This is a genomic window from Celeribacter halophilus, assembly GCF_900114135.1.
Lineage (GTDB): Bacteria > Pseudomonadota > Alphaproteobacteria > Rhodobacterales > Rhodobacteraceae > Celeribacter > Celeribacter halophilus.
Genome location: NZ_FORY01000004.1, coordinates 122879 through 147320, shown reverse-complemented (window position 1 = coordinate 147320; position 24442 = coordinate 122879). Strand labels below are relative to the sequence as shown.

Annotated in this window: 24 protein-coding genes; 16 read left to right on the top strand and 8 right to left on the bottom strand. The window is 58.7% G+C overall.

What is annotated here, in order from left to right; genetic code table 11:
- Window positions 1-63 precede the first annotated feature (63 nt).
- Window positions 64-912: an IclR family transcriptional regulator gene (locus tag BM152_RS05325; protein ID WP_082715327.1), complete on the bottom strand. Its 849-nt coding sequence runs from the start codon at window positions 910-912 to the stop codon at window positions 64-66.
- 122 nt (window positions 913-1034) lie between these two features.
- Here BM152_RS05325 and BM152_RS05320 point away from each other — a divergent pair, with 122 nt between their 5' ends.
- The 7 genes from BM152_RS05320 to BM152_RS05290 all read left to right on the top strand — a co-directional run bounded on the left by BM152_RS05320 (window position 1035) and on the right by BM152_RS05290 (window position 8525).
- Complete coding sequence (locus BM152_RS05320; protein WP_066602013.1) at window positions 1035-2270, top strand: ABC transporter substrate-binding protein; 1236 nt, start codon at window positions 1035-1037, stop codon at window positions 2268-2270.
- 66 nt (window positions 2271-2336) lie between these two features.
- A complete protein-coding gene (locus tag BM152_RS05315) occupies window positions 2337-3263 on the top strand; it encodes a carbohydrate ABC transporter permease (protein WP_074914013.1) in 927 nt (308 codons plus the stop codon).
- Window position 3264: 1 nt separating this feature from the next.
- Entirely contained in the window at window positions 3265-4110 is an 846-nt protein-coding gene (locus tag BM152_RS05310; RefSeq protein ID WP_066602011.1) for a carbohydrate ABC transporter permease, read from the top strand.
- Window positions 4107-6179: an alpha-galactosidase gene (locus tag BM152_RS05305; protein WP_066602009.1), complete on the top strand. Its 2073-nt coding sequence runs from the start codon at window positions 4107-4109 to the stop codon at window positions 6177-6179. The genes BM152_RS05310 and BM152_RS05305 overlap by 4 nt, the downstream gene beginning before the upstream one ends.
- On the top strand, window positions 6176-7066 hold the full coding sequence (locus BM152_RS05300) for a 2-dehydro-3-deoxygalactonokinase (RefSeq protein ID WP_066602007.1): 891 nt from the start codon (window positions 6176-6178) through the stop codon (window positions 7064-7066). Before BM152_RS05305 ends, BM152_RS05300 begins: the two co-directional genes overlap by 4 nt.
- Window positions 7063-7671 carry a 2-dehydro-3-deoxy-6-phosphogalactonate aldolase gene (locus BM152_RS05295; protein WP_066602004.1) on the top strand — a complete coding sequence of 203 codons (609 nt, stop codon included), beginning with the start codon at window positions 7063-7065 and terminating at the stop codon, window positions 7669-7671. Before BM152_RS05300 ends, BM152_RS05295 begins: the two co-directional genes overlap by 4 nt.
- Window positions 7668-8525 carry an SMP-30/gluconolactonase/LRE family protein gene (locus BM152_RS05290; RefSeq protein ID WP_066602002.1) on the top strand — a complete coding sequence of 286 codons (858 nt, stop codon included), beginning with the start codon at window positions 7668-7670 and terminating at the stop codon, window positions 8523-8525. The genes BM152_RS05295 and BM152_RS05290 overlap by 4 nt, the downstream gene beginning before the upstream one ends.
- Before the next feature lie 16 nt (window positions 8526-8541).
- Here BM152_RS05290 and BM152_RS05285 read toward each other — a convergent pair whose 3' ends face one another.
- Window positions 8542-10101, bottom strand: coding sequence for a DHA2 family efflux MFS transporter permease subunit (locus BM152_RS05285; protein WP_066602000.1), 1560 nt, complete (start codon window positions 10099-10101; stop codon window positions 8542-8544).
- Window positions 10098-11207: an HlyD family secretion protein gene (locus BM152_RS05280; protein ID WP_082715326.1), complete on the bottom strand. Its 1110-nt coding sequence runs from the start codon at window positions 11205-11207 to the stop codon at window positions 10098-10100. The genes BM152_RS05285 and BM152_RS05280 overlap by 4 nt, the downstream gene beginning before the upstream one ends.
- A gap of 136 nt (window positions 11208-11343) precedes the next feature.
- Here BM152_RS05280 and BM152_RS05275 point away from each other — a divergent pair, with 136 nt between their 5' ends.
- From BM152_RS05275 to BM152_RS19225, 4 genes are all read left to right on the top strand, one after another.
- On the top strand, window positions 11344-12024 hold the full coding sequence (locus tag BM152_RS05275; RefSeq protein WP_066601998.1) for a TetR/AcrR family transcriptional regulator: 681 nt from the start codon (window positions 11344-11346) through the stop codon (window positions 12022-12024).
- 231 nt (window positions 12025-12255) lie between these two features.
- Window positions 12256-13197 carry a sulfurtransferase gene (locus tag BM152_RS05270; protein ID WP_111481337.1) on the top strand — a complete coding sequence of 314 codons (942 nt, stop codon included), beginning with the start codon at window positions 12256-12258 and terminating at the stop codon, window positions 13195-13197.
- Complete coding sequence (locus BM152_RS05265; RefSeq protein WP_066601996.1) at window positions 13197-14336, top strand: YeeE/YedE family protein; 1140 nt, start codon at window positions 13197-13199, stop codon at window positions 14334-14336. Before BM152_RS05270 ends, BM152_RS05265 begins: the two co-directional genes overlap by 1 nt.
- Window positions 14333-14497, top strand: coding sequence for a hypothetical protein (locus BM152_RS19225; RefSeq protein ID WP_170125647.1), 165 nt, complete (start codon window positions 14333-14335; stop codon window positions 14495-14497). Before BM152_RS05265 ends, BM152_RS19225 begins: the two co-directional genes overlap by 4 nt.
- Window positions 14498-14599: 102 nt before the next feature.
- Here BM152_RS19225 and BM152_RS05260 read toward each other — a convergent pair whose 3' ends face one another.
- The 4 genes from BM152_RS05260 to BM152_RS19220 all read right to left on the bottom strand — a co-directional run bounded on the left by BM152_RS05260 (window position 14600) and on the right by BM152_RS19220 (window position 17768).
- Window positions 14600-16084, bottom strand: a complete 1485-nt coding sequence (locus BM152_RS05260) for a tripartite tricarboxylate transporter permease (protein ID WP_066601995.1) — start codon at window positions 16082-16084, stop codon at window positions 14600-14602.
- Window position 16085: 1 nt separating this feature from the next.
- A complete protein-coding gene (locus BM152_RS05255) occupies window positions 16086-16532 on the bottom strand; it encodes a tripartite tricarboxylate transporter TctB family protein (protein ID WP_066601994.1) in 447 nt (148 codons plus the stop codon).
- Window positions 16533-16553: 21 nt separating this feature from the next.
- Window positions 16554-17528, bottom strand: coding sequence for a Bug family tripartite tricarboxylate transporter substrate binding protein (locus BM152_RS05250; protein WP_066601993.1), 975 nt, complete (start codon window positions 17526-17528; stop codon window positions 16554-16556).
- 72 nt (window positions 17529-17600) lie between these two features.
- Window positions 17601-17768 carry a hypothetical protein gene (locus tag BM152_RS19220; protein ID WP_156444355.1) on the bottom strand — a complete coding sequence of 56 codons (168 nt, stop codon included), beginning with the start codon at window positions 17766-17768 and terminating at the stop codon, window positions 17601-17603.
- A 126-nt stretch (window positions 17769-17894) separates the two neighbouring features.
- Between BM152_RS19220 and BM152_RS05245 the strand changes: the two genes are divergently transcribed.
- From BM152_RS05245 to BM152_RS05225, 5 genes are all read left to right on the top strand, one after another.
- Window positions 17895-19505 carry a peptide ABC transporter substrate-binding protein gene (locus tag BM152_RS05245; protein ID WP_066601992.1) on the top strand — a complete coding sequence of 537 codons (1611 nt, stop codon included), beginning with the start codon at window positions 17895-17897 and terminating at the stop codon, window positions 19503-19505.
- Between the two features lie 65 nt (window positions 19506-19570).
- Window positions 19571-20494, top strand: a complete 924-nt coding sequence (oppB, locus tag BM152_RS05240; RefSeq protein WP_066601990.1) for an oligopeptide ABC transporter permease OppB — start codon at window positions 19571-19573, stop codon at window positions 20492-20494.
- 24 nt (window positions 20495-20518) lie between these two features.
- Window positions 20519-21424: an ABC transporter permease gene (locus BM152_RS05235; protein ID WP_231730506.1), complete on the top strand. Its 906-nt coding sequence runs from the start codon at window positions 20519-20521 to the stop codon at window positions 21422-21424.
- A gap of 2 nt (window positions 21425-21426) precedes the next feature.
- Complete coding sequence (locus tag BM152_RS05230) at window positions 21427-22398, top strand: oligopeptide/dipeptide ABC transporter ATP-binding protein (protein WP_066601984.1); 972 nt, start codon at window positions 21427-21429, stop codon at window positions 22396-22398.
- Window positions 22395-23387 carry an ABC transporter ATP-binding protein gene (locus BM152_RS05225; RefSeq protein WP_066601982.1) on the top strand — a complete coding sequence of 331 codons (993 nt, stop codon included), beginning with the start codon at window positions 22395-22397 and terminating at the stop codon, window positions 23385-23387. Before BM152_RS05230 ends, BM152_RS05225 begins: the two co-directional genes overlap by 4 nt.
- An 11-nt stretch (window positions 23388-23398) precedes the next feature.
- Here the strand turns inward: BM152_RS05225 and BM152_RS05220 are convergent, their stop codons facing one another.
- Entirely contained in the window at window positions 23399-24412 is a 1014-nt protein-coding gene (locus BM152_RS05220; protein ID WP_066601978.1) for a glycosyltransferase family 4 protein, read from the bottom strand.
- Window positions 24413-24442: the final 30 nt, after the last annotated feature.

Sequence of the window (24442 nt, the reverse complement as noted above, 5' to 3'; positions counted from 1 at the left end):
TCCCTTATTACTGGCGTTATATCTGGTGCGCTGTCTGGTTTGTCCGTGCGCGATTGGGTCCTGTCAGGCTGTTTCTGTTGCACGTTGTTGTTCGGGAAAGCGCCACTCCATAGCGGCCTTCGCAATTTTTTCTGCTGTTTCCTTTAGAAGTGGCGCGTAGGTTTCGAGTTGGGCGTGGCTGTCGTTCTGGCCCGAGGTGATGGAAATCGCCCCCAGTACACGGCCTTGCGCCGACAGGATCGGCGCGGCGATGCAGCGGATGCCGGGTTCGTGTTCCTCATTGTCCCACGCAAAACCGCGCGCGCGGATATTGTCCAACTCGGCCCGCAGGCTCTCGGCATCCGTGAAGGTGGTGTCGGTGAAGCGGTGGAAACTCTGACGCTTCAGCGCGTCTTGCAAAGCATCCTCGGGCAGATAGGCGAGCATCGCCTTGCCCACGCCGGTGCAATAGGCCGGTCCGACCTTGCCTGATTGCGAGAACATTTCCACCGGACGGGCGGCGTTGCGTTTGTCCACATAAAGCACCATGCCCTGATCCAATTGTGCAAGGTGCAGGGTCTGGCCTGTCTGTTGCGAAAGCTGGTCGAGATAACCAGCGGCAATCGGAGCAAGCGAGCTTTGCGCCCAAGCCGCATGGGCAAGACGCACGAGGCGCAGTCCGGGTTTGTAGGCTTGGCGCTCGTCATCATAGGCCAGCATGCCTTGATTGGTGAGGGTTTGCAGAAAGCGGTAAAGTGTCGCTTTCGGCAAGCCTGCCTTGGGCAACAGTTCCGCAAACCGCACGGGCCGCCCGAACTCTGCCACAAGGTCCAGCACGGCCAAGGTGCGCCCGACGGTGCCGTCGGTTTTGCCCGCTGAACGTGCAGGGGTCTGCTCGGTCGTTTCGCCAAGGGATCGGGATGCGTCGGTCATGGTTCCTCCTCAGGACTGTTGACAGGATGAAAGATTCGCGGCAACATTTCAATATGTAAAACATGGTTCCAATATTTGAAACTAAAATATGGAGCCTGTGCTGCAAAACGGGAGGAAACCGAATGAATATTTTGAAGACAACGGCGCTAACCGCGCTGGTGGGTGCGCTTGCGATGCCGGCGATGGCCGAACAGCGCGTGCTCAAGCTTTTTACAGATGCCTCTGACCCCGCCCCTAAAGCCGCTTTCGAACAGCTTGTGGCAGGGTTCGAAGCCGAAAATCCCGATGTAACTGTCGAGGTGAACACCTTTGATCACGAGGGTTACAAAACCGCGATCCGCAACTTTCTTACAGCAGACAGTCCGGATCTGGCCAACTGGTATGCGGGCAACCGTATGGCCCCCTTTGTAAAAGCGGGACAGTTCGTGGATGTGTCGGATGTGTGGGAAGAAAACGGGCTGAAAGACAGCCTGAGTTCCGCGCTTTCGTCGATGACCATTGATGGCAAGCAATGGGGCGTGCCTTACACCTACTACCAGTGGGGCATCTATTATAACAAAGACGTTTATGCCAAAGCGGGCGTTGAAGAGCCGACCACTTGGGACGAATTCATCTCGAATTGCGAGAAGTTTCAGGAGATCGGCGTCGACTGTCTGACCACAGGGACCAAGGCACTCTGGCCCGCTGCGGGGATTTTCGACTATCTCGATCTACGCACGAACGGATATGACTTCCACATGCAGCTCACCAACGGCGAAGTGCCGTGGACCGATGAGCGCGTGCGCAATGTCTTTGCCGAATGGGCCAAAGTGGTGCCCTATACCTCGAAAAATGTGGCTGCGATTGACTGGCAGGACGCCGCCTCGAACATTGTTCAGGGCAAGGCCGCCAATTACGTCATGGGAAATTTTGCGGTCGCCACCTTCAAGGATGGCGGGATGACCAATGACACATTGGGCTTTATGGACTTCCCGACGATCAATCCCAACATTCCCCGCGCGGAAGAGGCTCCCACGGACACGATTCACATTCCGGCAGGGGCCAAGAACGTCGAGGATGCCAAGAAATTCCTCGCCTATCTGGCGCGCGCGGATGTTCAAAGTGCAGTGAATGCCACGCTTGGCCAGTTGCCGATCAACAAGAACAGCGAAGTTGGCGACGATCCCTTCCTGCAACAGGGGTTCGAGGTTCTGTCCACGGCAGAGGGCGGCATTGCCCAGTTCTTTGACCGCGATGCGCCGGCCCAGATGGCCAAGGCCGGAATGGAAGGCTTCCAGGAATTCATGGCCTATCCCGATCATCTGGATGCCATCCTCGAGCGTCTCGAGAAGATGCGTCAGCGCATTTACAAAGACTGATCCTCCCCGGGGGCGGTGCCTGTTTTGAGGTGCCGCCCCTTGTGTCCCCAATCGAGGAGAGCCGTGATGACCGATTCATCCGTCCCTGCGTCGCGCAACAGCGGCGCTTTTACCCCCCGTCGCAAACTTGGCCGGAAACTGGCTCCGTGGCTGTTCCTTGCGCCGGGCATGATCATGTTTTTGGTTTACGTCATCATTCCCATCGGCCAGTCGATGTGGATCTCGTTTTTTCAATGGGACGGTTTGAGCCCCAAAAGCTGGGTCGGGATCGAGAACTATATCGAGCTTCTTGATGACGAGGCCTTTTATACCAGCCTCAAAAACAATGTGATCTGGCTGGTGCTCTATATGCTGGCGATCCCCTTCGGGCTGTTCATCGCGCTTTTCCTGAACCAGACCGTGCGCGGGATACGCATCTATAAATCCCTGTTCTTTTTTCCCTTCGTGATTTCGCAAGTCGTGGTGGGGCTGATCTTTTCCTGGTTCTATGCGCCGGGGTTCGGTCTGTTGTTCGAGTTGACGAAAATCTTCGGCGGAGAAGGCATTGCGGTCCTCGCCAATCCCCACACGGTCACTTACGGGATCATCGTCGCGGGGCTCTGGCCACAGATCGCCTATTGCATGATCCTCTATCTGACCGGCCTGAATGCCGTCGCCCCCGATCAGATCGAGGCCGCGCGTCTTGACGGGGCCAAGGGGATCAAGATGCTCTGGTATGTGGTCTTGCCGCAACTGCGTCCGGCCACGTTTATCGCCGTAGTTGTGACGGTGATCGGAGCGCTGCGCAGCTTTGATCTCGTGTCGATCATGACCGATGGCGGACCCTTCGGCTCCTCGCGTGTGCTGTCTTATTACATGTATGAACAGGCACTCTCCGAATACGGTTATCGCATGGGCTATGGCGCCGCGATTGCGGTGGTGCTTTTCGCGATAATGATGATCTTCATTTCGGGCTTCATCTGGAAGATGTGGCGCGACGAAAGGGGGCTTTGAGATGTTTCCGAAACCTGTCCAATCCATGAGTCGGACTGCACGGCTTACCTATCAAGTCGCGCTTCCGGTCATGTTGGTGATCTGGCTCCTGCCGCTTTTGGGGGTGGCTGTGACCTCTCTGCGTCCGTCCAGCGATCTGGCGCAGGGCAATTACTTCGGCATGCCCTCGGCACTGGCCTTTTCGAACTACCTTGATGTGTTTAAAAATTCGCCTTTCGCCAGCTACATGCTGAACTCGTTCCGTGTGACCATCCCGACTGTGATCGGCGCTGTGGCGCTGTCGTGCCTGACGGGCTATGCGCTTGCTGTCTATAAATTCCGCTCCAACCTCATCATCTTTTTCATGTTCGTCGCGGGGAATTTTGTGCCCTTTCAGATCCTAATGGTGCCGGTGCGGGATTTGACGGTGAACATGGGTCTTTATGACTCGATCACGGGGCTTGCGCTGTTCCATGTGGCGTTCCAGACCGGCTTTTGCACCTTGTTCATGCGCAACTTTATCAAGGCTCTGCCGAAGGAACTGATCGAAGTCGCCCGTGTCGAGGGAGTCGGAGAATGGCAGATTTTCTGGCATATCGTCCTTCCGCTGGTCCGTCCGGCCATTGCTGCCCTTTCCGTTCTGGTCTTCACCTTTATCTGGAACGACTATTTCTGGGCGACGGTCCTGACCACAGGGGCCGATACGCAGCCGATCACTGCAGGGCTGCAATCGCTCAACGGTCAATGGGTCGCGGCCTGGCATCTGGTGTCTGCGGGCTCCATCCTTGCCGCGCTGCCGCCGGTTGCGATGTTCTTTCTGATGCAGAAACACTTCATTGCGGGGCTGACGCTCGGGGCGGTCAAATGATCCGCACATGGCATCTTGAAGACCCGCAGCAAAGCCTTGTTCTGGCCAGCCATGATGATCGCCTTCCCGAGATCATTTATTGGGGCGCGGCCTTGCCTGCGAGCGAAGACCTGACCTCACTGGCGCAGGCCTGCCGTCCCGATGTGACGGGGGGGATGCTGGACCGTGCGCCGGAGGTTTCGATCTGTCCGGAGAGCACACAAAGTTTTCTGGGAGAGCCGGGTCTGATCGCCTATGACGCCAAAGGCCGCCCGCTGCGCCCAGCGTTGCGCTTCGAGGCGGAGGAGTGCGATGAGAACGGCGTGACCTTGATCTATGCCGATGGGGCGACGGGGCTGCGCTATCGGGCCAACTTTGCGCTTGACCCACGCACCGGTCTCGTCTCTGCGCGGGCTGCCATTGAAAGTGCGGAGCCGATCACCTTGCACTGGCTGGCCGCGCCGGTCTTTCCGGCCCCTCAACTGGCCGACGAGATGCTGGAGTTTTCGGGTCGGTGGTGCGGCGAATTCCGGATTGCCCCTACGCCTTGGCAAGCGGGGCAACGAGTGCGGGACAACCACACAGGACGCACAGGCCACGAACATTTCCCCGGCCTGATCCTGCCCGCACGCGGAGCAACCAAGACTGCGGGCGAGACCCGTGCCTTCCACTATGGCTGGTCAGGTGGTCACCGAATGGTGGCGGAAGAATTGCCTGACGGGCGCCGCCAAATCCAGTTCGGCCATGCCTCTGGCTCGGAGCCGCAACCGGACACAGGGTTTGAAACCGCAACGCTTTTCGCGGCGTTTTCGCAAGAGGGATCAAACGGCTGCGCCCGCGCGTTCCAGCGGCACCTGCGGCACACCGCGCCGCAAATCTCCCCGCGCCCTGTGCATTACAATTGCTGGGAAGCGGTCTATTTCGATCATAACCTGTCCGAGTTGCAAGAGATCGCCAGCCGTGCAGCGGCACTTGGTGCAGAGCGGTTTGTGCTGGATGACGGTTGGTTCGGGCGTCGGGATGATGACACGACCAGCCTTGGCGACTGGCAGGTTGACCGGCGCAAATATCCCGACGGGCTTGCGCCGTTGATCGACCATGTGAAAAGCCTCGGCATGAGCTTTGGTATCTGGTTCGAGCCGGAGATGGTCAACCGCGACAGCGATCTGGCGCGGGCACATCCTGACTGGATCTTGGGGCCGGAAGACCAGATCGAAGGCCGCCAACAGCGCGTGCTTGATCTGGCGCGCCCTGAGGTGCGGGCCTATCTGTTCGAGGTGATCGACGGGCTGCTCTCGGATTGTGACATCAGCTATATCAAATGGGATCACAATCGGGTTTTGCCCGCACCGGATGCGGCCCAGACGCGTGGGGTTTACGACCTGTTCGACCAACTGCGCAGCGCGCATCCCACGGTGGAGTTTGAAAGCTGTGCCTCGGGCGGCGGGCGCATCGACTTCGGTATTCTGGAACGCACCGGACGGGTCTGGCTTTCCGACAGCAACGACGCGTTGGAGCGGTTGCGTATTCAACATGACGCCGCCCTGTTCCTGCCTGCTTCGGTCACAGGGAGCCACGTTGGCCCACGCGTCTGTCACACCTCGGGGCGGGAGATCGATATTCACACCCGCGCCTGGGTTGCGGCACAAAGGCATATGGGCTTCGAGATGGACCCCCGCGAATTGACTGACACAGAGGCCAAGGTTCTCTCCTCCGTCACTGCATGGTGGAAAGCCAACCGTGACTGGCGTATGCGCGCGGATATTCTCCGGTTGGAAAGCGCCGATCCGGCGGTGATTGCAGAGTTGCAACTGGCCAAAGATGGTCAGCGTTTCGTGGTCTTTGCAGGACAGGTGACGCCCTCGGATCATGTGTTGCCCCGTCCATTGCGCCTGAGCGGGCTTGATCCCAAGGCGCGGTATCGTGTCCGGCTGATCAATACGGATGAGACATCACATCTGTCCCGCGGCAGCCCCGCACTCAAGACCGGTACGCTGGAATTGAGCGGTCAGGCCCTGATGGGCCAGGGGCTCACCCTGCCTTGGAGTTTCCCCGAGCGCATCCGGGTTATCGAAGGAGAAAGACTATGAGTCATACGATGCCGGACTGGATTGCTGCGGACTGGGGCACCACGCATTTGCGGCTCTGGGCCATGCGCGGGCACGAGGTGCTTGAGCGACGCGCCACGGATCAGGGCATGGGTAAGCTGTCCCCTGCGGATTTCGGCGCGGTGTTGGAAACGGCGGTGGAGGGCTGGGGTGCGGCTCCGGTCGTCACATGCGGCATGGTCGGGTCCCGTCAGGGCTGGTTCGAGGCCCCTTATGCGCCTGTGCCTTGCGCCGCCGCGCCAAGACTGGTGCGCGTTCCCGACCATGAGGCCCGCCCTGTCTACATTGCCTGTGGCGTGCGTCAGGACAGCCCGCCCGATGTGATGCGCGGAGAGGAGACCCAGATCGCGGGGCTTTTGCTGCGCGAGCCGGACTTCAACGGAACGGTCTGCCTGCCCGGCACCCACACAAAATGGGTCGGGCTGCGTGACGGGAAAATCATGCGCTTTCAAAGCTGCATGACCGGCGAAATCTTCGACCTTCTGTCGCGTCAATCGGTGCTACGGCATTCTTTGGGCGGGGCAGGAGATGATCTTGCCGCTTTCGAGGCCGCCTGTTCTGACGCCTATGCGAACCCGGCCCTTGCCTATGGCGCGCTGTTCGGTCTGCGGGCGGGGGCTTTGCTCGGTGATCTGGACGCCAATGCCGCCACGGCGCGGCTGTCGGGTTTGTTGATCGGGTGGGAATTGGCCGCGACCCATGAAATCTGGTCCGGAGGTTCTGTCGCCTTGATCGGCAGTCCGGTTTTGAGCCCGCTCTACAAACGCGCCTTGGCGCTCTGCGGGATCAGCGCAACGGTCCATGATGCCGAAGATGTAACGCTCGCGGGGCTCTACGCCGCGCAACAGACGATAGGAGATCAGACATGAGCCGCCCCTTGATTGCGATCCTGCGCGGGATTACCCCGCCGGAAGCCCTGCCTGTGACAGAAGCCTTGCTGGAGGCAGGTGTGACGCGGATCGAAGTGCCGCTCAATTCGCCTGACCCGTTGGACAGCATCAAGGCGATGGTCGTTGCCTTCGGAGATCGGGCGTTGATCGGCGCGGGCACGGTTTTGCGTGTCGATCAGGTAAACGCAGTTGCCGCCACGGGGGCCAAACTGATCGTCTCCCCGAATTGCAACGCGGAGGTCATCGCCGCAAGCAAGGTCGCCGGATTGCAGAGCTTTCCCGGTGTGATGACCCCAACCGAGGCCTTTGCCGCGTTGGACGCGGGTGCAGATGGTTTGAAACTCTTTCCCGGCGAATTGATCGGCCCCATCGGGCTGCGGGCGATGAAGGCGGTTCTGCCCAAAGAAGTGCCCCTGTTTGCTGTAGGCGGCGTCTCGGTGGAGAACATGGCCGACTGGCACGCGGCAGGTGCGGTGGGCTACGGGATCGGCTCGTCAATCTACAAACCCGGCGATAGTGCCGCAACCGTGGCCGAAAAGGCGCGGCGGTTGGTGTCCTGCCTTAATGAGGTTTGCGGCACATGACGGCGCAGGTTTTTGATGACCGGCCGTGTTTCCTCGGCGAAGGCGCATTCTGGCACCCCGAACGCGCACAGCTTTTCTGGTTCGATATTCTTGCCGGACGACTTCTGAGCCGTGTAGGGCAAAAGCCGCTGGAATGGCAGATCGGCCAGATGGCCTCAGCCGCCGCGTGGGTAGATGCGGAGGCTTTGGTCATTTCGACTGAAACCGGATTGCGCCGTTTTGACATTGCAACGGGCGCGCATGAGCCGCTGATCGGGATCGAAGCGGATCGCAATGAGACCCGATGCAATGACGGGCGGGCCGATCCTATGGGTGGGTTCTGGGTGTCGAGCATGGGCAAACATGCCGAAGCCAAGGCCGGCGCGATCTACCGCTATTATGGCGGTGCCGTGGAGCTTTTGTTTCCCGAAATCACTATCCCGAATTCGATATGTTTTGCGCCGGACGGGCGACGGGCCTATTTCGCGGATACGGCGGAAGGCAGGATCATGACGGTCTCTCTGGATGCGGACGGGTGGCCGGATGCCTCGCCGGATGTTTTTGTGGATTTGACTGCGCAAGGGTTGAACCCAGACGGTGCACAGACCGATTGCGAAGGCGCACTCTGGAGTGCGCAATGGGGGGCGGGCCGAGTGGCACGCTACCTGCCCGATGGCCGGTTTGATCGCGCGATCGCGCTTGCCGGACGGCACTGTTCCTGTCCGGCGTTTGGCGGGCTGACATTCGAGACGCTTTTTGTCACCACCGCGCGCGAAGGGATGGAGACGCCCGATGCGGGGCAGGGGGTCATCTACCAAGCGCCTGCAGGGGTCGCAGGGCGGGCCGAGCCGGCCCTCCGGCTTTGCGCGAGGTGAAGTAGGGCACGGGGGATCAATGCCCCCCGGCCTTGGCGCCTTTGCGCGGCGGTTGCATGGCCAGCGCCAGCACTGCCAGCCCTGCAAACAACAGGGTGATCAGGGTAAAGACATCGATAAAGGACATCACCGTGGCCTGCTGCGATATGCGGGCGGCCATGTATTTGAGCGCACCCGTCTCTCCATCCACGCCATTGAGGCTCAACAGGGAGGAGATGAGATCAAGTTGCCTGAGGGCTTCGGCATTGGACCAGTTCAAAGCCTCGCGCAGATGGGCGCTGTGCAACGCATTGCGGTCGGTGAGCAATGTATTGATGACAGCCAGCCCGACAGCCCCGCCAAGATTGCGCATGAGATTGTAGAGACCGGATGCGTTCTTCATCTTGTCCGGCGGCAGCGTGCCCAGTGCGAGATTGTTGATGGGCACCATGCAGATCATCAAGGATATGCCGCGTAGGATTTGCGGCGCGAGCAATTCGTTGAAGTCCCAGTCTGCGGTCATGCCGGTCAGCATCCATGAGGAGGTCGCAAAACCGATGAACCCTGCCAGAAGCATCACACGCAGATCAAGTTTCGAGGCCAGCGCCCCTGCAATCGGAGCGGTCATGAACATGGCCAGACCGGAGACGAAAACGGTCTCCCCGATCATCAGGCTGTCATAGCCCCTGATTTGGGATAGATAGAGCGGGTAGAGATAGGTCATACCATAAAGCCCAATCCCCATCACAAAGCTGAACACGGAGCCGACGGCGAAGTTCACATTGCTAAAGGCGGAGAAATCCACCACGGGGTTCTTGCGCGTGAAAGCCCGCCAGAAGGTTATGATCCCGCCGACAATCATCACGACGAACAGCCCTGCGACAAGTTCATCGTCGAACCAGTCATTTCCCGGTCCTTCCTCCAGCACATATTCCATAGCTCCCAGAAAACAGGCCAGCGCCCCCAGCCCGATCCAGTCGAAATTGTCGAACAGGGACCAGTTGGGCTTGTCAAAGTCGATCAGGACAAAGGCCCCGATGGTGACGGCAATGCCTGCGGGGACATTGACCAGAAAGAGCCAGTGCCAGCTCAGCGTATGGCTCAGATAGCCGCCCACGGTTGGCCCCACCGTGGGGGCCAGCGTGGCAATCAGGCCGATCATGGGGGATACCACGTTGCGCTTGGAGGCGGGAAAGATCGTAAAGGCGGCGGCGAAGACGGCAGGGATCATGCCACCGCCGAGAAAACCCTGAACCGCGCGCCAAAGGATCATTTCATTGATGCTGCCGGAGGTGGCGCAGAGAAAGGAAGCCACGGTAAATCCCGCCGCCGAGGCGGCAAAGAGGTAGCGTGTGGACATCATCCGGCCAAGCAGCCCCGACAAGGGGATCATGATGACCTCTGCAATCAGATAGGCGGTCTGCACCCAACTGATTTCATCGGCAGAAGCACCGAGACCCGCCTGAATTTCCGGCAGGGAGGCGGAGACAATCTGGATGTCGAGAATGGCCATGAACATGCCGAAGACCATGACCAGAAAGGCCGCCACCCGACGCGGGGTGACCTTTGGTTCGACGGCTTCTGCGGCGGAGGTCATTTGCTTGCCTGTGCCAGATTTGTGCCTGTATCGGCGGGGGTTGTGCGCTCGTCCACCTCGACCACAACGGACAGGCCGGCGCGTAAACCCTCGACCATATCGGGCAGCAGGATGCGCACGGGTACACGTTGCACGATCTTGGTGAAGTTGCCGGTGGCATTGTCCGTGGGCAGGAGCGAAAAGATGGAACCGGTCGCCGGAGACACAGAGGCCACACGCCCTTCGATTTCTTCGCCCCCCATCGCATCCACCCGCACTGTCGCGGATTGACCGGGGCTGATGCCGTCAAGCTGGGTTTCCTTGAAATTCGCTTCGACATAGAGCCCGTGGTCGGGAACAACGGCGGCAAGGCTTGCGCCAACGCTCACAAGTTCACCGGCCTCAATGGCGATATTGGCTACGGTGCCATCAAAGGGCGCGCGCAAGATCGTATGGTCGAGATCTCGTTGTGCTTTGGCGACGTTGAGTTCTAGGGTGCGGCGATTGGAATCGGTTTCCGCACGCTGGGCCTTGAGCACATCAATTTCCGCTTTTGCCCCTGTGATGGCGGCTTGGGCGGCGGCGCGGTTGGCGCGGGCCGTGGCCAATGCCTCGTTGGCGTCATCAAGGCTGGCTTGCGAGCTGACCTTGCGATCGTTCAAATCCTGCGCGCGTTTCTGTGCGGTTTTGGCGGTTTGGTAAGCCGCTTCAGCAGCAGCCAGTTCGGCTTCGACCTGTGTGACCGTCGCTTTTGCCGCTATGATCTGTGCATCAATCCGCGCGAGCGTTTGATCCAGTGAGGCGAGGTCAGCCTGCGCTTGGGCCAAGGCAATGCGGTAATCACTGTCGTCGATCTGAACCAGAATATCGCCTTTGGAGACGTGTTGGTTTTCCTTGACCGGAATTTCGGCCACATAACCTTGCAGCTTGGCCGAGACCAGAGACACATCGGCCTGCACATAGGCGTCATCGGTCTCGATCATAAACCGTCCATGTGTCCACCAGTTCATCCCCGTATATCCACCTGCCAGAAGTACTGCGACGGCGATGGACCCGAGAATGATTTTTTTGCGCCCGCTTTTCGGTGCTTCGGACTCCATAGGGGTGGGGGATGCGTTTTGTGTCATGAGTGAAGGCTTCCGGTTTCAGGAATGAGTGCGTTGGGCTGTTCGTTATCGAACCAGTTGGTTCGACAGAAATTAGGGCGAACGGAAATCAAAATCAAGCCTTCATCGAACCGATTGGTTCGACTATATTCAAAACATGAGTGAAGAATGTTCCGAGTCTCCGGCCTGTCCTACGCAACAGGGTGAAGCGACCACACAGAAATGCCGGCATCCTGCGGGCAAAGACCCCGAAAAACGTCGCCAGATCCTGAGCGGTGCTTGGCAGGTCTTTGTCGATCAAGGCTTTGACGCGGCCACGATGAACGGAATTTGCAAGGCGGCAGGCGTGTCCAAGGGAACGCTCTATGTCTATTTCAAAAACAAGGAAGACCTCTTTGTCGCTCTGGTCGAAGACCGGCGGGAGGCTTTTTTCGCGGGCATTATCGAGCGCCTTGAAGACGCCGGAACGATAGAGGATCACCTACTGGCCTATGCCACTGGTCTGTCCATGCAGGTCAATTCCGAAAATGTCATCCGCGCGCAACGCATTGTCATCAGTGTGGTGGAGCGGATGCCCGATCTCGGTGCGCGGTTCTATGACGCGGGGGCGCGATATTTCCTCGGCCATCTTGCCGAGTTTTTGCGCTCGGAGACCGAAGCTGGACATCTCGCTGTGCCTGATCCGGAGTTTGCGGCTGCGCAGTTTATCGAACTTGCCACCGCCGGAACATGGCGTGCGCGTATCTTCGGGCGTAGGCGCACGGAGCCTTCAGCCGAAGAAATCACTCGCACCGCCAGAGAAGCTGTACGGATGTTCATGGCGACCTATGGCGTGTGATCCGCCTTGAAAGGGCGCAATAGGCGAAAAAAGAATATCCTTCCGGTTCTTGCGCTCCGACCAAGACAGTTTTTCCGAAAAGTCATGCGACACAAATCCCTCTCATGCGCAGCGGCGCAGATGCGGAACTTTGTCTGGTCTCAACGGGCGGGGTGACGCGGACCATTCCTTGACCTCTCACACTATCGGGTCGAGATGCCTTGCAAACCCGTTTGGATGAAGAGGCTTCGTATGACCTTGAACATGATTTCTATCGCGGCGGCAGCGGTCGCTCTATCTGCCAGTGTCGCTATGGCAGCAGACCTTGGCCCGCTGGTAACCCCCATCGAATTGAACGCGGCACTCGAAGATGCGGAGGGTGCGCCTGTCCTTTTGGACATTCGGGGCGATGCCTATAGCAAAGGCCATATCGAAGGTGCTGTGTCTGCGCCTTATAGCCTGTTTCGCGGACCGGCAGACAACCCCGGCCAGATCGTGCCCGTTGAGACGCTTGAGGACACTTACGAACAACTCGGACTGACGCTGGACCAGCCAGTGGTGATTGTGACCGATGGCAAGACAGATAGCGATTTTGGTGCGGCTGCACGGGTGTATTGGACCCTGAAAAGCTCTGGTTTTGAACAGCTGTCCATTCTGAATGGCGGCGAGCTGGCATGGGTTAATGCGGGGCTTCCCGTGTCCACGGATGCCGTGGAGCCCGTGCCGACAGAACTTTCCATCACTTGGGATAACAGTTGGACGGCAGAAACCGCCGATGTGCAGAATGTTGTGAACGGAGCGGCGGATGCTCTCTTGCTCGATGCCCGTCCTGCGGCATTTTTCGAGGGCAAACAGGCTCATGCTGCTGCGGCCCGTCCGGGGACGCTTCCGGGAGCGAAAGACTATCCCTACAATAATTTCTTCCGGCCCGATGCCTCCGCAATCTCGGCGGAGTCCTATACGCCGGAGATGAAAGAGACCTTGGGGATCAGTGACGGCCAGGACGTGATTTCCTTTTGCAACACTGGGCATTGGGCAGCGACAAACTGGTTCGCTCTCAGTGAACTGGCGCAACTGGATCAGGTGAAGCTCTACCCCGGTTCTATGGTCGAATATTCGAACATGGGCGGCGAGATGGCGAACGCGCCCGGTCTCATCGAAAACCTGTTCAACCAGTTTCGCGGAGGCAATTGATGACGCAGGCGGTTTCTCCTGATTTGCGGCTGGAAACTGGCAGCGGTGTGATCTCGCGCCGTGCCGCTTTGGTTGTGGCCGCATTGGTGAGTGTGGCGCTTGTTGCGGTATTTGTCGGCGCGCGCTACGGGCTTTTGCTGGCCGTCGGCCTCGGGTTCGGCGTGGTGCTGGAAGGGATGCGCTTCGGCTTTGCCGGACCATGGCGTGCGATGATCCTGCGGCGTGAACCGTCGGGGATGCTGGCGCAGCTTCTGGCGATTGCGCTGGTCTCTGTAGTGGCCATCCCCTTGCTCTCGGCGCACCCCGGTGAATTGGTGGGCGCACAGGCCGCTGTCGGATTTGCGATGGTCGGCGGTGCGTTTGTATTCGGGGCCTGTATGCAGATTTTGCTGGGCTGCGGGTCCGGCACATTGGTGAATGCGGGCAGCGGCAATCCCATTGCGGTTTTCGCCCTGCCGTTTTTCTGCATCGGTAGCTTTTTCGGCGCCTATGGTCTGGTCTGGTGGACCTCGCTCGGAGCTCTGCCGATCCTGCAATTCCGCGGCATGACGGGGCTTGGCCTGACTCTGGTGTTGCTGGCCATTTCCGCCGCCATCGTGCTTTGGCGCGCAGCCCCCGGCACCGTGCGTCTGAGCCGTCGTCACGGCATTGCGGCAATCGTGCTTGCGGTTCTGGCGATTGGCAATCTTGTGGTCGCGGGACAGCCTTGGGGTGTTGTCTATGGTCTGGGCCTATGGACCGCGAAAGTTGCCACCGTGGCGGGCGCGGACCTGTCCGGTTCGGCCTTTTGGGCAGCATCGGGATCCGTTGAACGGGTGCAATCTAGCCTGCTGACCGACTACACCTCATTGACCGACATCGGCCTGATCGCCGGTGCTTTCGGCGTTGCCACATGGCGGCGCGGCGGTTTGACTGCGAAATTGCCAAGCTATCCCGCCCGCGCTTGGATCGCGACCATGGTGGTCGGGTTCCTGCTGGGGTATTCGTCACGGCTTGCGTTTGGTTGCAATGTCGGGGCGTTCTTCTCGGGGATTTCAACAGGCAGCCTGCACGGCTGGGTCTGGTTTATCTCTGCATTTGCAGGGGCATTTGTCGGCATCCGCTTGCGGCCCCTACTGGGATTGGAGGCACGCGCATGACACGTCGTTTCACTGCAACTCTTGCCATTGTCGGTCTGTTTCTTCTCGTCGGCTTTGACCTGATGAGCGCTCCGCCCAACCCCTATCATGCCCCGCCTGCCTTGGCGCTTGGCTCGGGGATTGCCGCCTCGGGCGGGTTCTGCGGCGCGCTGCCCGATTGAACGCTCTGCGCGACCGAACACAGAGAAAACCGGCCCGCCCCAAGAGATCGCCTTTGGCCGTCTCGGGGCGGGCTTTTTTATGCGCCCACATAAGGCCCGTCACTATTGGGATTTACGGAACGCGGAGATCAGGGACCAGAGGATCAGCGCCGCTGTCAGGACGACAAAGACACAGGCGATAGGGCGTTCGATAAAGACCATCGGATCACCACGGGAAATGAGCATTGCGCGGCGCAGGTTGGTCTCGATCAACGGCCCAAGCACGAAGCCGAGCAGTAAGAGCGCAGGGCTGAATTTCGCCCGTGACAGGGCGTAGCCGATGATGCCAATGCCCGCGACCATCGCAATGTCAAAGCTGGAGCCACGCACGGAATAGACTCCCATCGAAATGAACACGATGATGGCCGGATAGAGCCAGCGGAACGGAATGCGCAGCATGTTCACCCAAATGCCGATCAGCGGCAGGTTGATGAAGAGCAAGAACAGGTTGCCGATGGCAAAACTGGCGACCAGTCCCCAGAACATGTCTGGATTGCTCTCCAACATCATCGGGCCGGGCTGCACCCCGTGGATCACCAGAGCGCCGAGCATGAGCGCCATGATCGGGTCCCCCGGAATGCCCAGCGTCAGTGTCGGCACAAAGGCTGAGATGGAGGCGGAATTGTTCGCGGCTTCAGGGCCGGAAATACCTTCGATCTGGCCGGTGCCGAATTTCTTCGGCTCGCGGGAGACGCGGCGTTCCAACGCGTAGCTGAGAAAGGAGGAAATCGTCGAACCTGTGCCCGGAAGTGCGCCGAAAAAACTGCCCAAGGTGCTGCCGCGCAGGATCGGGGCGGGGAGGCGTTTGAGTTCCGCGCGTGAGGGGAGAAGTTCCCGCAAGGGGATACGGGCGACGGGAGTGCTGCGCTCTGTGTTGCGGATGTTGGAAATCACTTCCGCCGCACCGAAAAGACCCATAGCCAGTGCCACAAGGTTGACCCCGTCCATGAGTTCCGTGCGCCCGAAGGTGAACCGCTGAAGGCCGGAGTTCACATCGGTCCCGATAACGCCAATGATCAGGCCGAGGACAACCATCGCCAAGTTCTTGGCCGGGCGGCCCGAGCCGACCGTGGAGGCCGCGACCAGCCCCATAATCATCATTGCCGCATAGTCCGCCGCACCGAATTTCGTCGCCACGCCGCTTAGCCATTCGGCAAGGAAGATCAGCACGATGATCCCGAGCATCGAGCCCGAGAATGACGAGATCATGGAGGTGAACAGCGCAAGCCCCGCCCGACCGTTTTGTGCCATAGGGTAACCGTCAAGCGTGGTCACCGCCGATTGCGGCGTGCCGGGAAGGCGCAGCAGAATGGAGGCCACCGCTCCGCCATATTGCGCCCCGTAATAAACCCCCGCCAGCATGACCAGCGCGGCTTCGGAGGACACATAATAGGTGATCGGCAACAGCAACGTGATGGCGGCCATCGCTCCGATGCCGGGCAGGACGCCGACGAATGTGCCGAGGATCGCGCCGAACAGGCTATAGACGAGGACAGAGGGATGAAGGGCAACGGACAAGCCGTGCATCAGGCCTTCGTACGTGGTCATATCAACGGCTCCATGGCCCGACGGGGATCGGCATTTGCAGCGCCAGAATAAAGACACCTGCGGCCAGAAGCGTGATGACCAACGACAGGACCACGCGCCACAGGATGCCTTTGTGCGGGGCAACAGAGCTGGCCAGAAGGACGGTGATTGCCGTTGTCAGCAAGAGCCCGACACGGTCCAGCGCGAATCCGAAGAACAACAGGGACGCCGCAACAGCGAGCGTTTCACGCCACGCGAGCGGTTTTGCCTCCGCCTTGCGCCACCATGCGGGCAGGCCGATGACCAGCCCCAGACCGAAGAGGACCACGCCAAGCACGATCGGGAAGAACCCCGGCCCCATGCGCCGCAGATCGCCCATGTCATACTGGACAGAGGCATAGGCTGCGACGCCAAGCCCGAGCAGGGCGAGAATCCCGCCCCACAGCACATCGTCAATATCACGTCGCATCGGTGGCCCTCTTTCGTGGCGTTACTGGCGCGCTTCGATCCCGTCGATCACAGCACCCCAAAGAGCAGTATCTTCGGCAATGCGTGTGGCAAATGCTTCGGTGCTGCCCGGCTGGACCTGCCAGCCCATAGCCAGAAGCTTGTCGGCCACTTCGGGCATCGCGAGGATTTCCACGATTTCACTGTTCAGACGCTCGATGATTTCGGGGTCGGTGCCGCTCGGCGCGATGAAACCGTTCCAGAGTTCGGCGCGGAAATCTTCCGGCAAACTCGACTGACCGGCCATGACGGGCACGTCGGGAAGGCTGGGGAAGGGGGCGCTGGAGGTGATGCCCAGAATTTTCATCTTGCCAGCTTCGACATGGGGCATCGCTGCGGAAGGCGCCATGAAACCACCGTCGATCTCGTGTCCGATGATGGAGGTCGTGACCTCTGCATAGCTTTGGAACGGGATGTGATAGAGTTCCACGCCTGCTTCATTTGCGAACAACTCGGCGGTTAGATGCGCGCCGGAGCCGTGCCCCACGGAGCCATAGGCAATATCACCGGGGTTTTCCGTGGCTTGCTCGATAAATCCTGCGACCGTGTCGGCCGGGAAATCGCTCGTGACGCCCAGAACCAGCGGGCTTGTGGCGATCAGGGCCACAGGCGCGATATCCGTGGCGGGATCATAGCTGAGATCTTCCACAAGGCGCTGCGCGGTGGTCAGCGGTCCGTTGATTGTCACGGCAAAGCTCAACCCGTCGTTTTTGTCGGCGAGCATTTGTTGCACGCCGATGACACCACCGGCACCGGGTTTGTTTTCCACCACAACAGGCTGCCCCAGCGCATCGGCCAAAGGCTCGGCCACGAGACGGGCGATGGTGTCGGGCGACGATCCGGCCGGAAAGCCCACATAGAGATGCAGCGGGGCAGACGGCCAGTCTTCGGCGGCCAGCGGTCCTGCGGCACAGATGGCGGCGAGGGCGATGCAGCTCAGTTTGCTGTGATGAAACATAAGAACTTCCTCCAATAATTTAGGGGTTTCTTTCTTTTTCCAGCCAAAGTGTCAATCAACCGTGCATGTTTTTTATACACGAGGGCCTTGTTCGCGGTTGTATTGCAGTGATTTCCAGTGAAATTCGTTCAAAATCGGCAATTTTGCATAGGCTGAACAGGTCCAATTTTCCGCAGCGCCATGCCTCACGTGACCGAGGCGTGGGGTGGCGGCTATTGAGATTGCGATCACTTTTTTCATGAGATGTCTTGTCTTCTGCCGCGGAATACTTTTCCTTCTGCGCAGTGTTGCCCCACGTTGCGACGGTTGCGCATTACGCATTCCAACGTCCGGCAAAGATGAAAAACCTGCCCACAGGAGGTCTTTATGAAACTTACCACTGCTTTGTCTGCACTGGCCCTGCTCGTGGCTGCACCGACGGCATTTGCTGCCGATGTGCCAGAAGGCACTGTGCTGTCCGAGAACCAGACCTATACGTTCTGGCTTCTGGACGCGATCAAGTCGATGGACCCGCAAATCAACACCGATGTTGAAGGCTCCGATGTTCTGCGTAACCTTTTTGAAGGCCTCTATAACGAAGATGCCAAAGGCGCTTTGGTGCCGGCAGTGGCGTTGAGCCATGACCTGTCCGAAGATGGTCTGACCTACACATTCCACCTGCGCCCCGAGGCGGTCTGGTCGGATGGCAAGCCTGTGAGCGCAGGCGATTTCGTATATGCGTGGCGTCGTCTGGCCGATCCGGAAACCGCATCGGAATATGCGTGGTATATGGAGCTTATGCAGGTGAAAAACGCCGCCAAGGTCACGGCAGGTGAAGTGCCGCCGTCAGAGCTTGGCGTGAAAGCGATTGACGATCATACGCTTGAAGTGACGATCGAGACGCCGCTGCCCTATTTTCCGCAGATGCTGGTGCATGCCTCGACCTTCCCTGCGCGTCAGGATGTGATCGAGAAATTCGGTTCGGACTGGACGAAACCGGAAAACATGGTGACCAACGGGGCGTATACTCTCACCGAGCATATTCTTGGCGAGCGGGTCGAGATGGACAAATCCGATACCTATTGGGATGCGGATAAAACAGTGATGACCCATCTCACCGCGTTAACCGTCAATGACCTGAATCAGGCTTTGACACGCTATCTGGCCGGTGAACTGGACCGTGTAAATATTCCAGCAGGCCAGTATCCGCGTCTGAAAAAGGAATATCCCGATGAGGCAACTTCGCTGCCGTATTCCTGTTCCTACATTTACATGATGAACCTGTCGGACAAGGGTCCCGAAGCACTCAAGGATGTGCGTGTGCGCAAGGCGTTGTCCTATGCCATGAACCGCGATGTCGTGGTAAACAACATTCTGCAAGGTGGTCAGCATCCGGCCTATAACTGGACCCATTGGGCGACAGCGGGCTTTGAAATGCCCGAGATCGACTATGCGGGTTGGACACAGGAAGAGCGCAACGAGAAAGCCAAAGAGCTTTTGGCCGAAGCAGGTTATGGCCCCGACAACCCGCTTGATCTGACGTTGAACTACAACACCTCTGACGATCACAAGAAGATCGCCATCGCTGCGCAGCAATTCTATCGCCCGCTTGGCATCAACCTGACGCTCAACAACATGGAGTGGAAGGTGCATACCGACAAGATGCAGAGCCAAGATTTCGATATGGCGCGCTATGCGTGGTGTGGAGACTATAACGAGGCGTCGACTTACCTCGATCTGTTCACCTCCTACTCGGGGCACAACAGCGGCAAGTTCTACAGCGAAGAATATGACGCGCTGATGAAAGAGTCGAAAACAGCCGAGAATCCGCAGCCACTCTATACGCAGGCAGAGCAAATTCTGGCCGAAGAAATGCCGGTGGTTCCGATTTATCACTATGCGAAAGTGGATATGATCTCTTCGGATATCAAAGGTCTGCCGACGGAGAACGTGATGCAAACATGGTATGGCAAAGACCTCTACCGTGTCGCGGAATGATCCGGATCGTATAAATCAGGCAGGATGCGGGGATGCCCCCCGCGTCCACCCATAGGAAAAACCGTATGATCGTCTACATTCTCAAGCGTCTGGCGATTGCCATTCCGACGCTGCTCTTGCTGATTGTGTTTTCTTTCCTGCTGATGCATGCGGCCCCCGGCGGGCCCTTTACGCAGGAACGTGAACTGCCTGCACAGGTGCTTGCCAATCTCAACGCCAAATATGGTCTCGACCAGCCGCTGTGGAAACAGATCTGGAATTACATCTGGGGCATTGTTGCGCATTTCGATTTCGGGCCGTCCTTTGTCTATAAGGACCGCACCGTGAACGAGATCATCGCGCAGGGCTTTCCGGTGACGCTGACATATGGCGGCGTTTCGTTTGTGGTGGCGGTGCTCGCCGGAGTGACGCTGGGCGCAGTCGCTGCGGTCAAGCACAACACCATTATCGATTATTTCGCCGTAGGCATTTCGATCGGTGCGCAAGTGTTGCCGAATTTCGTCATGGCCCCGATCCTTGTGATTGTCTTCACACTGTTTCTGGGCTGGCTGCCCGGTGGTGGCTGGCGTTTCACAGATCCGTCCTACTGGATCATGCCGGTGATCGCGCTTTCGACCTCCTATATGGCCTCGATTGCGCGGATCATGCGCTCCTCCATGCTTGAGGTGCTCAATTCCAACCACATCCGCACTGCGCGCGCCAAAGGGCTGCCGGGGCATCGCGTGATCTGGCGTCATGCACTCAAACCCGCGCTTTTGCCGGTGATTTCCTACCTCGGGCCAGCCTTTGTGGCGATGATTACAGGGTCCGTGATCGTGGATATCTATTTCTCCACTGGCGGCATCGGTAAAGCCTTTGTCGATAGCGCTTTGAACCGTGACTACGCCGTGATGATGGGGGTGACGATCCTCGTCGGCGCACTCACCATTCTTTTCAACCTCCTCGTCGATATCATCTACGGATGGATCGACCCGAAAATCCGGTATTGAGCCATGGTCATCGACAGTGAGAAAATGAAGTCTCTGGCCGAAGCCACCTCCCGCGAGGACGTGGTTGGCCGTTCCCTCTGGGCCGATGCACGGCGCAGGTTCTTTCGCAACAAGGCGGCGATATTCGGTTTGGTCCTGTTGGTTTTCGTCAGCCTTTTTGCGATTTTCGGCAATTTTGTCGCACAGTGGTCCAATGAAGAGATCGATTTCTCCGTCATGGGAATGGTGGCTGAACAGGGTGGGCCGTCGCTGGCCAACGGACACTATTTCGGCACGGATGATCTGGGGCGCGATCTGTTCGCCCGCACAGTGCAAGGAACGCAGATTTCGCTGGCTGTGGGGATCATCGGCTCTGCCATCGCAGTGGTGGTCGGCACGATCTATGGTGCCACCGCAGGTTATTTTGGCGGACGGATCGACAACATCATGATGCGGACCGTCGATATCCTGCTGGCGATCCCCTATATGTTTGTGCTGATCCTGCTTCTGGTCATGTATGGCCGATCCATCACCATGCTCTTCGTTGGAGTGGGCCTTATTTCGTGGCTGGAAATGAGCCGGATTGTGCGTGGGCAAACCCTGACCCTCAAAGGGCGCGAATATATCGAGGCAGCGCGCGCCATCGGTGTGCCTGCACCGGTGATTATCCGCCGTCACATCCTGCCCAACCTGATCGGTGTCGTGACTGTCTTTGCCACGCTTCTGGTGCCCAACATGATCCTGACCGAGAGTTTCATTTCCTTCCTTGGTCTCGGTGTGCAGGAACCGATGACGTCACTTGGTGCGTTGATCTCTGAGGGGTCTGGCACAATTTCCTACGGGACGCTTTGGCAACTGGCCTTCCCACTTCTTTTCTTCGTTCTCACGCTGTTCGGCTTTTTCTTTGTCGGTGATGGGCTGCGGGACGCTTTGGACCCGAAGGATCGTTAAACATGGCACTTCTGGACGTTAAAAACCTTTCCGTTCAATTTGATACACCTGAGGGAAACATTCACGCCGTCAACGGGGTGAGCTTTGCTTTGGAACAGGGCGAGACCTTGGGTATTGTAGGGGAAAGCGGCTCGGGAAAGAGCCAGCTCAACTTTGCGCTTCTGGGACTTTTGGCCCGCAATGGCCGAACCTCGGGGCAGGCGATATTTGAGGGACAAGATCTCTTGTCGATGTCGGAACGCGACCTCAACAGGATACGTGCCAATCGTATCGCTATGGTCTTCCAAGACCCGATGACCTCGCTCAATCCCTATATGCGCATCTCCGAGCAGATGGCCGAGGTGCTTATGCTGCACAAAGGCTTGTCCAAACGCGCGGCGATTGCGGAAAGTGTCGATATGCTCGATGCGGTGAAAATTCCGGATGCAAAGAACCGCGTGCGTCTCTACCCGCACGAGTTCTCCGGCGGGATGCGCCAGCGGGTGATGATTGCCATGTCATTGCTCTGTCGCCCAGATATCCTCATTGCCGACGAACCAACCACCGCGCTTGATGTGACGGTGCAGGCGCAAATCATGGAGCTTCTGGCCGAGTTGCAACGGGAGTTCGACATGGCGACAATCCTGATTACCCATGACCTTGGCGTGGTGGCAGGGTTCTGCGAGCGGGCCATCGTGATGTATGGTGGCCGGATCATGGAAGAGGCGCCGGTTGACCCACTTTTCGAAAGTCCGAGCCACCCCTATACACGGGGACTTCTGGACGCGATTCCGAGAGTCGATGAGGATCAGGACGCGCTGCGCGCGATCCCCGGAAACCCGCCCAATATGACGGGACTGCCGCAGGGCTGTCCCTTCGCACCGCGCTGCGAGAGCGTCATGGAAACGTGCTGGAGTACGGCGCCCGAGCTTGTGAACTTTGCTCCGGATCGAACCCGCGCCTGTTTTCGCCCTGTCGAGGAGATCGTCGCATGAGCCGTCCGTTGATCGAGGCCCGTGATCTGCGGGTGACATTTGAAATCCGTCGTCCCTCCGATCTGCCGTGGACCCCTCCGGCGTTGCTCAAGGCTGTAAACGGCGTGAGTTTTTCGCTAGAGGCCGGGCAGACGCTTGGCATAGTCGGGGAGAGCGGCTGCGGCAAGTCTACGCTAGCGCGTGCGCTCATTCGTATGCTGCCTGCGACCGGTCAGGTGATCTGGGAGGATGGCACCGACCTTCTGACCTTGTCACCGCGCCAGATGTTGCAATATCGTTCGCGCATCCAGATGATCTTTCAGGACCCGCTGGCTTCACTCAATCCGCGCATGACGGTGGGGGACATCATCGCCGAGCCGCTGCGGACACATCGTCCCGACATGAGTGCGAAAGAGCGCAAGGAAAAAGTGCGTGCCGTGATGGAACGTGTGGGACTTTTGCCCAATCAGGTAAACCGCTACCCGCACGAATTTTCCGGCGGACAGTGTCAGCGCATCGGCATCGCTCGGGCTTTGGTGGTCGAGCCGAAACTGTTGATCTGCGACGAGCCGGTTTCTGCGCTTGACGTCTCCATTCAGGCGCAGGTTGTGGGGCTTCTTGAAGAATTGCGCCGTGAATTGGGGCTGACGATTATTTTCATCGCCCACGACCTTTCCGTTGTGAAGCATCTTTCTGATGACGTGATGGTGCTCTATCTCGGACGCATGATGGAAAAGGCCAGTTCTGACGACTTGTTCGCCGATCCGCGGCATCCCTATACGCAAGCACTCTTGTCTGCCGTGCCGATCCCCGATCCGAAAGTCGAGAGGAACAAGACGGTGATCCCCCTCGAAGGGGATCTGCCTTCTCCTATGGCACCGCCCAAAGGCTGTGTTTTCCGCACCCGTTGCCCGAAGGCGCAAGCAATCTGCGAGACTGTGCCAGAGACGGAAATGCTGGGAACTCACGCCACGGCCTGTCATTTTGCGGCTGCGCCGGTTGAGGCATAACTGACGGATCATCAGCGCGACGCCAGCACGGATTGATAGAGCGCGAGATAGTCGCGGGCCATGCGTCGTGTGGTGAAGTGCGCGGCCACATGGGCGCGGGCGGTGGCGCGGTCGAGTATACTGACCTGCTCCACCGCGCGAATGGCTTCTGAGAGGGTGTCGACCAGAAAGCCAGTTTGACCGTCACGGATCAGTTCGAGCATGGAACCGCGCGGGTAGGCGATCACAGGCGTGCCGCAGGCCATCGCCTCCACCACCGACAGGCCGAAGGGTTCATCGAAACCGATCAGATGCAGCAACGCCTTGGCCGATCCGAGCGCCTTGGCGCGTTCGATGCCACCGACCGGCCCATGCCAAAGGATTTGTCCGTCACCGAGATGAGGGCGCACATGAGCGTCGAAATAGCCCTGATCCTGAATGATGCCGTAGATGTGGAGCCGGTGCCCTGTCGCACGGGCCACCTCGATGGCGTCTTTGGTTCCTTTGTCCGGATGGATGCGCCCGAAGAACAGCAGGTCTTCGCTGCCGACCGGATCAAAGGGGAAATCCTCCATCTTGATGCCGTGGTGGATCGTGGCGGAATAGCGCAGGTCCGGATGCCGGCCGGCTTCGCTGATGGCGACGAAATGCACTTGGTTCTCGAAGGGTTTATACATCGGCAGGATGCGCTCGGAGGAAAAGCCGTGAATGGTTGTCACGACCGGCGTTTCGACCAGAGGGGCAAAGGCATGGGCGGGGAAATCGGCTTGGTTGTGGATGATGTCGAAATCACCTGCCTTGGAAAACACATGCGACAGATGCCGATATTCCCAGACCTTTGGATCTATTGACGGATCTTCGCTGTAGGGAGCAGGAACAACCGCATCGAGACGGGCGGAGGTCTGGCTGTCCTTGGTGGCGAATAGCGTCACATCGACGCCCAATGCCACCAGTTCCTCGGTTAGCAAATGTGTCAGAAGCTCCCAAGGGCCGTAGTGCCATGGCGGGGTGCGCCACGCAATCGGGGCAAGCATGGCTACACGCATCGTCTTGCCCCTTGCTGTGTCATGAGGATA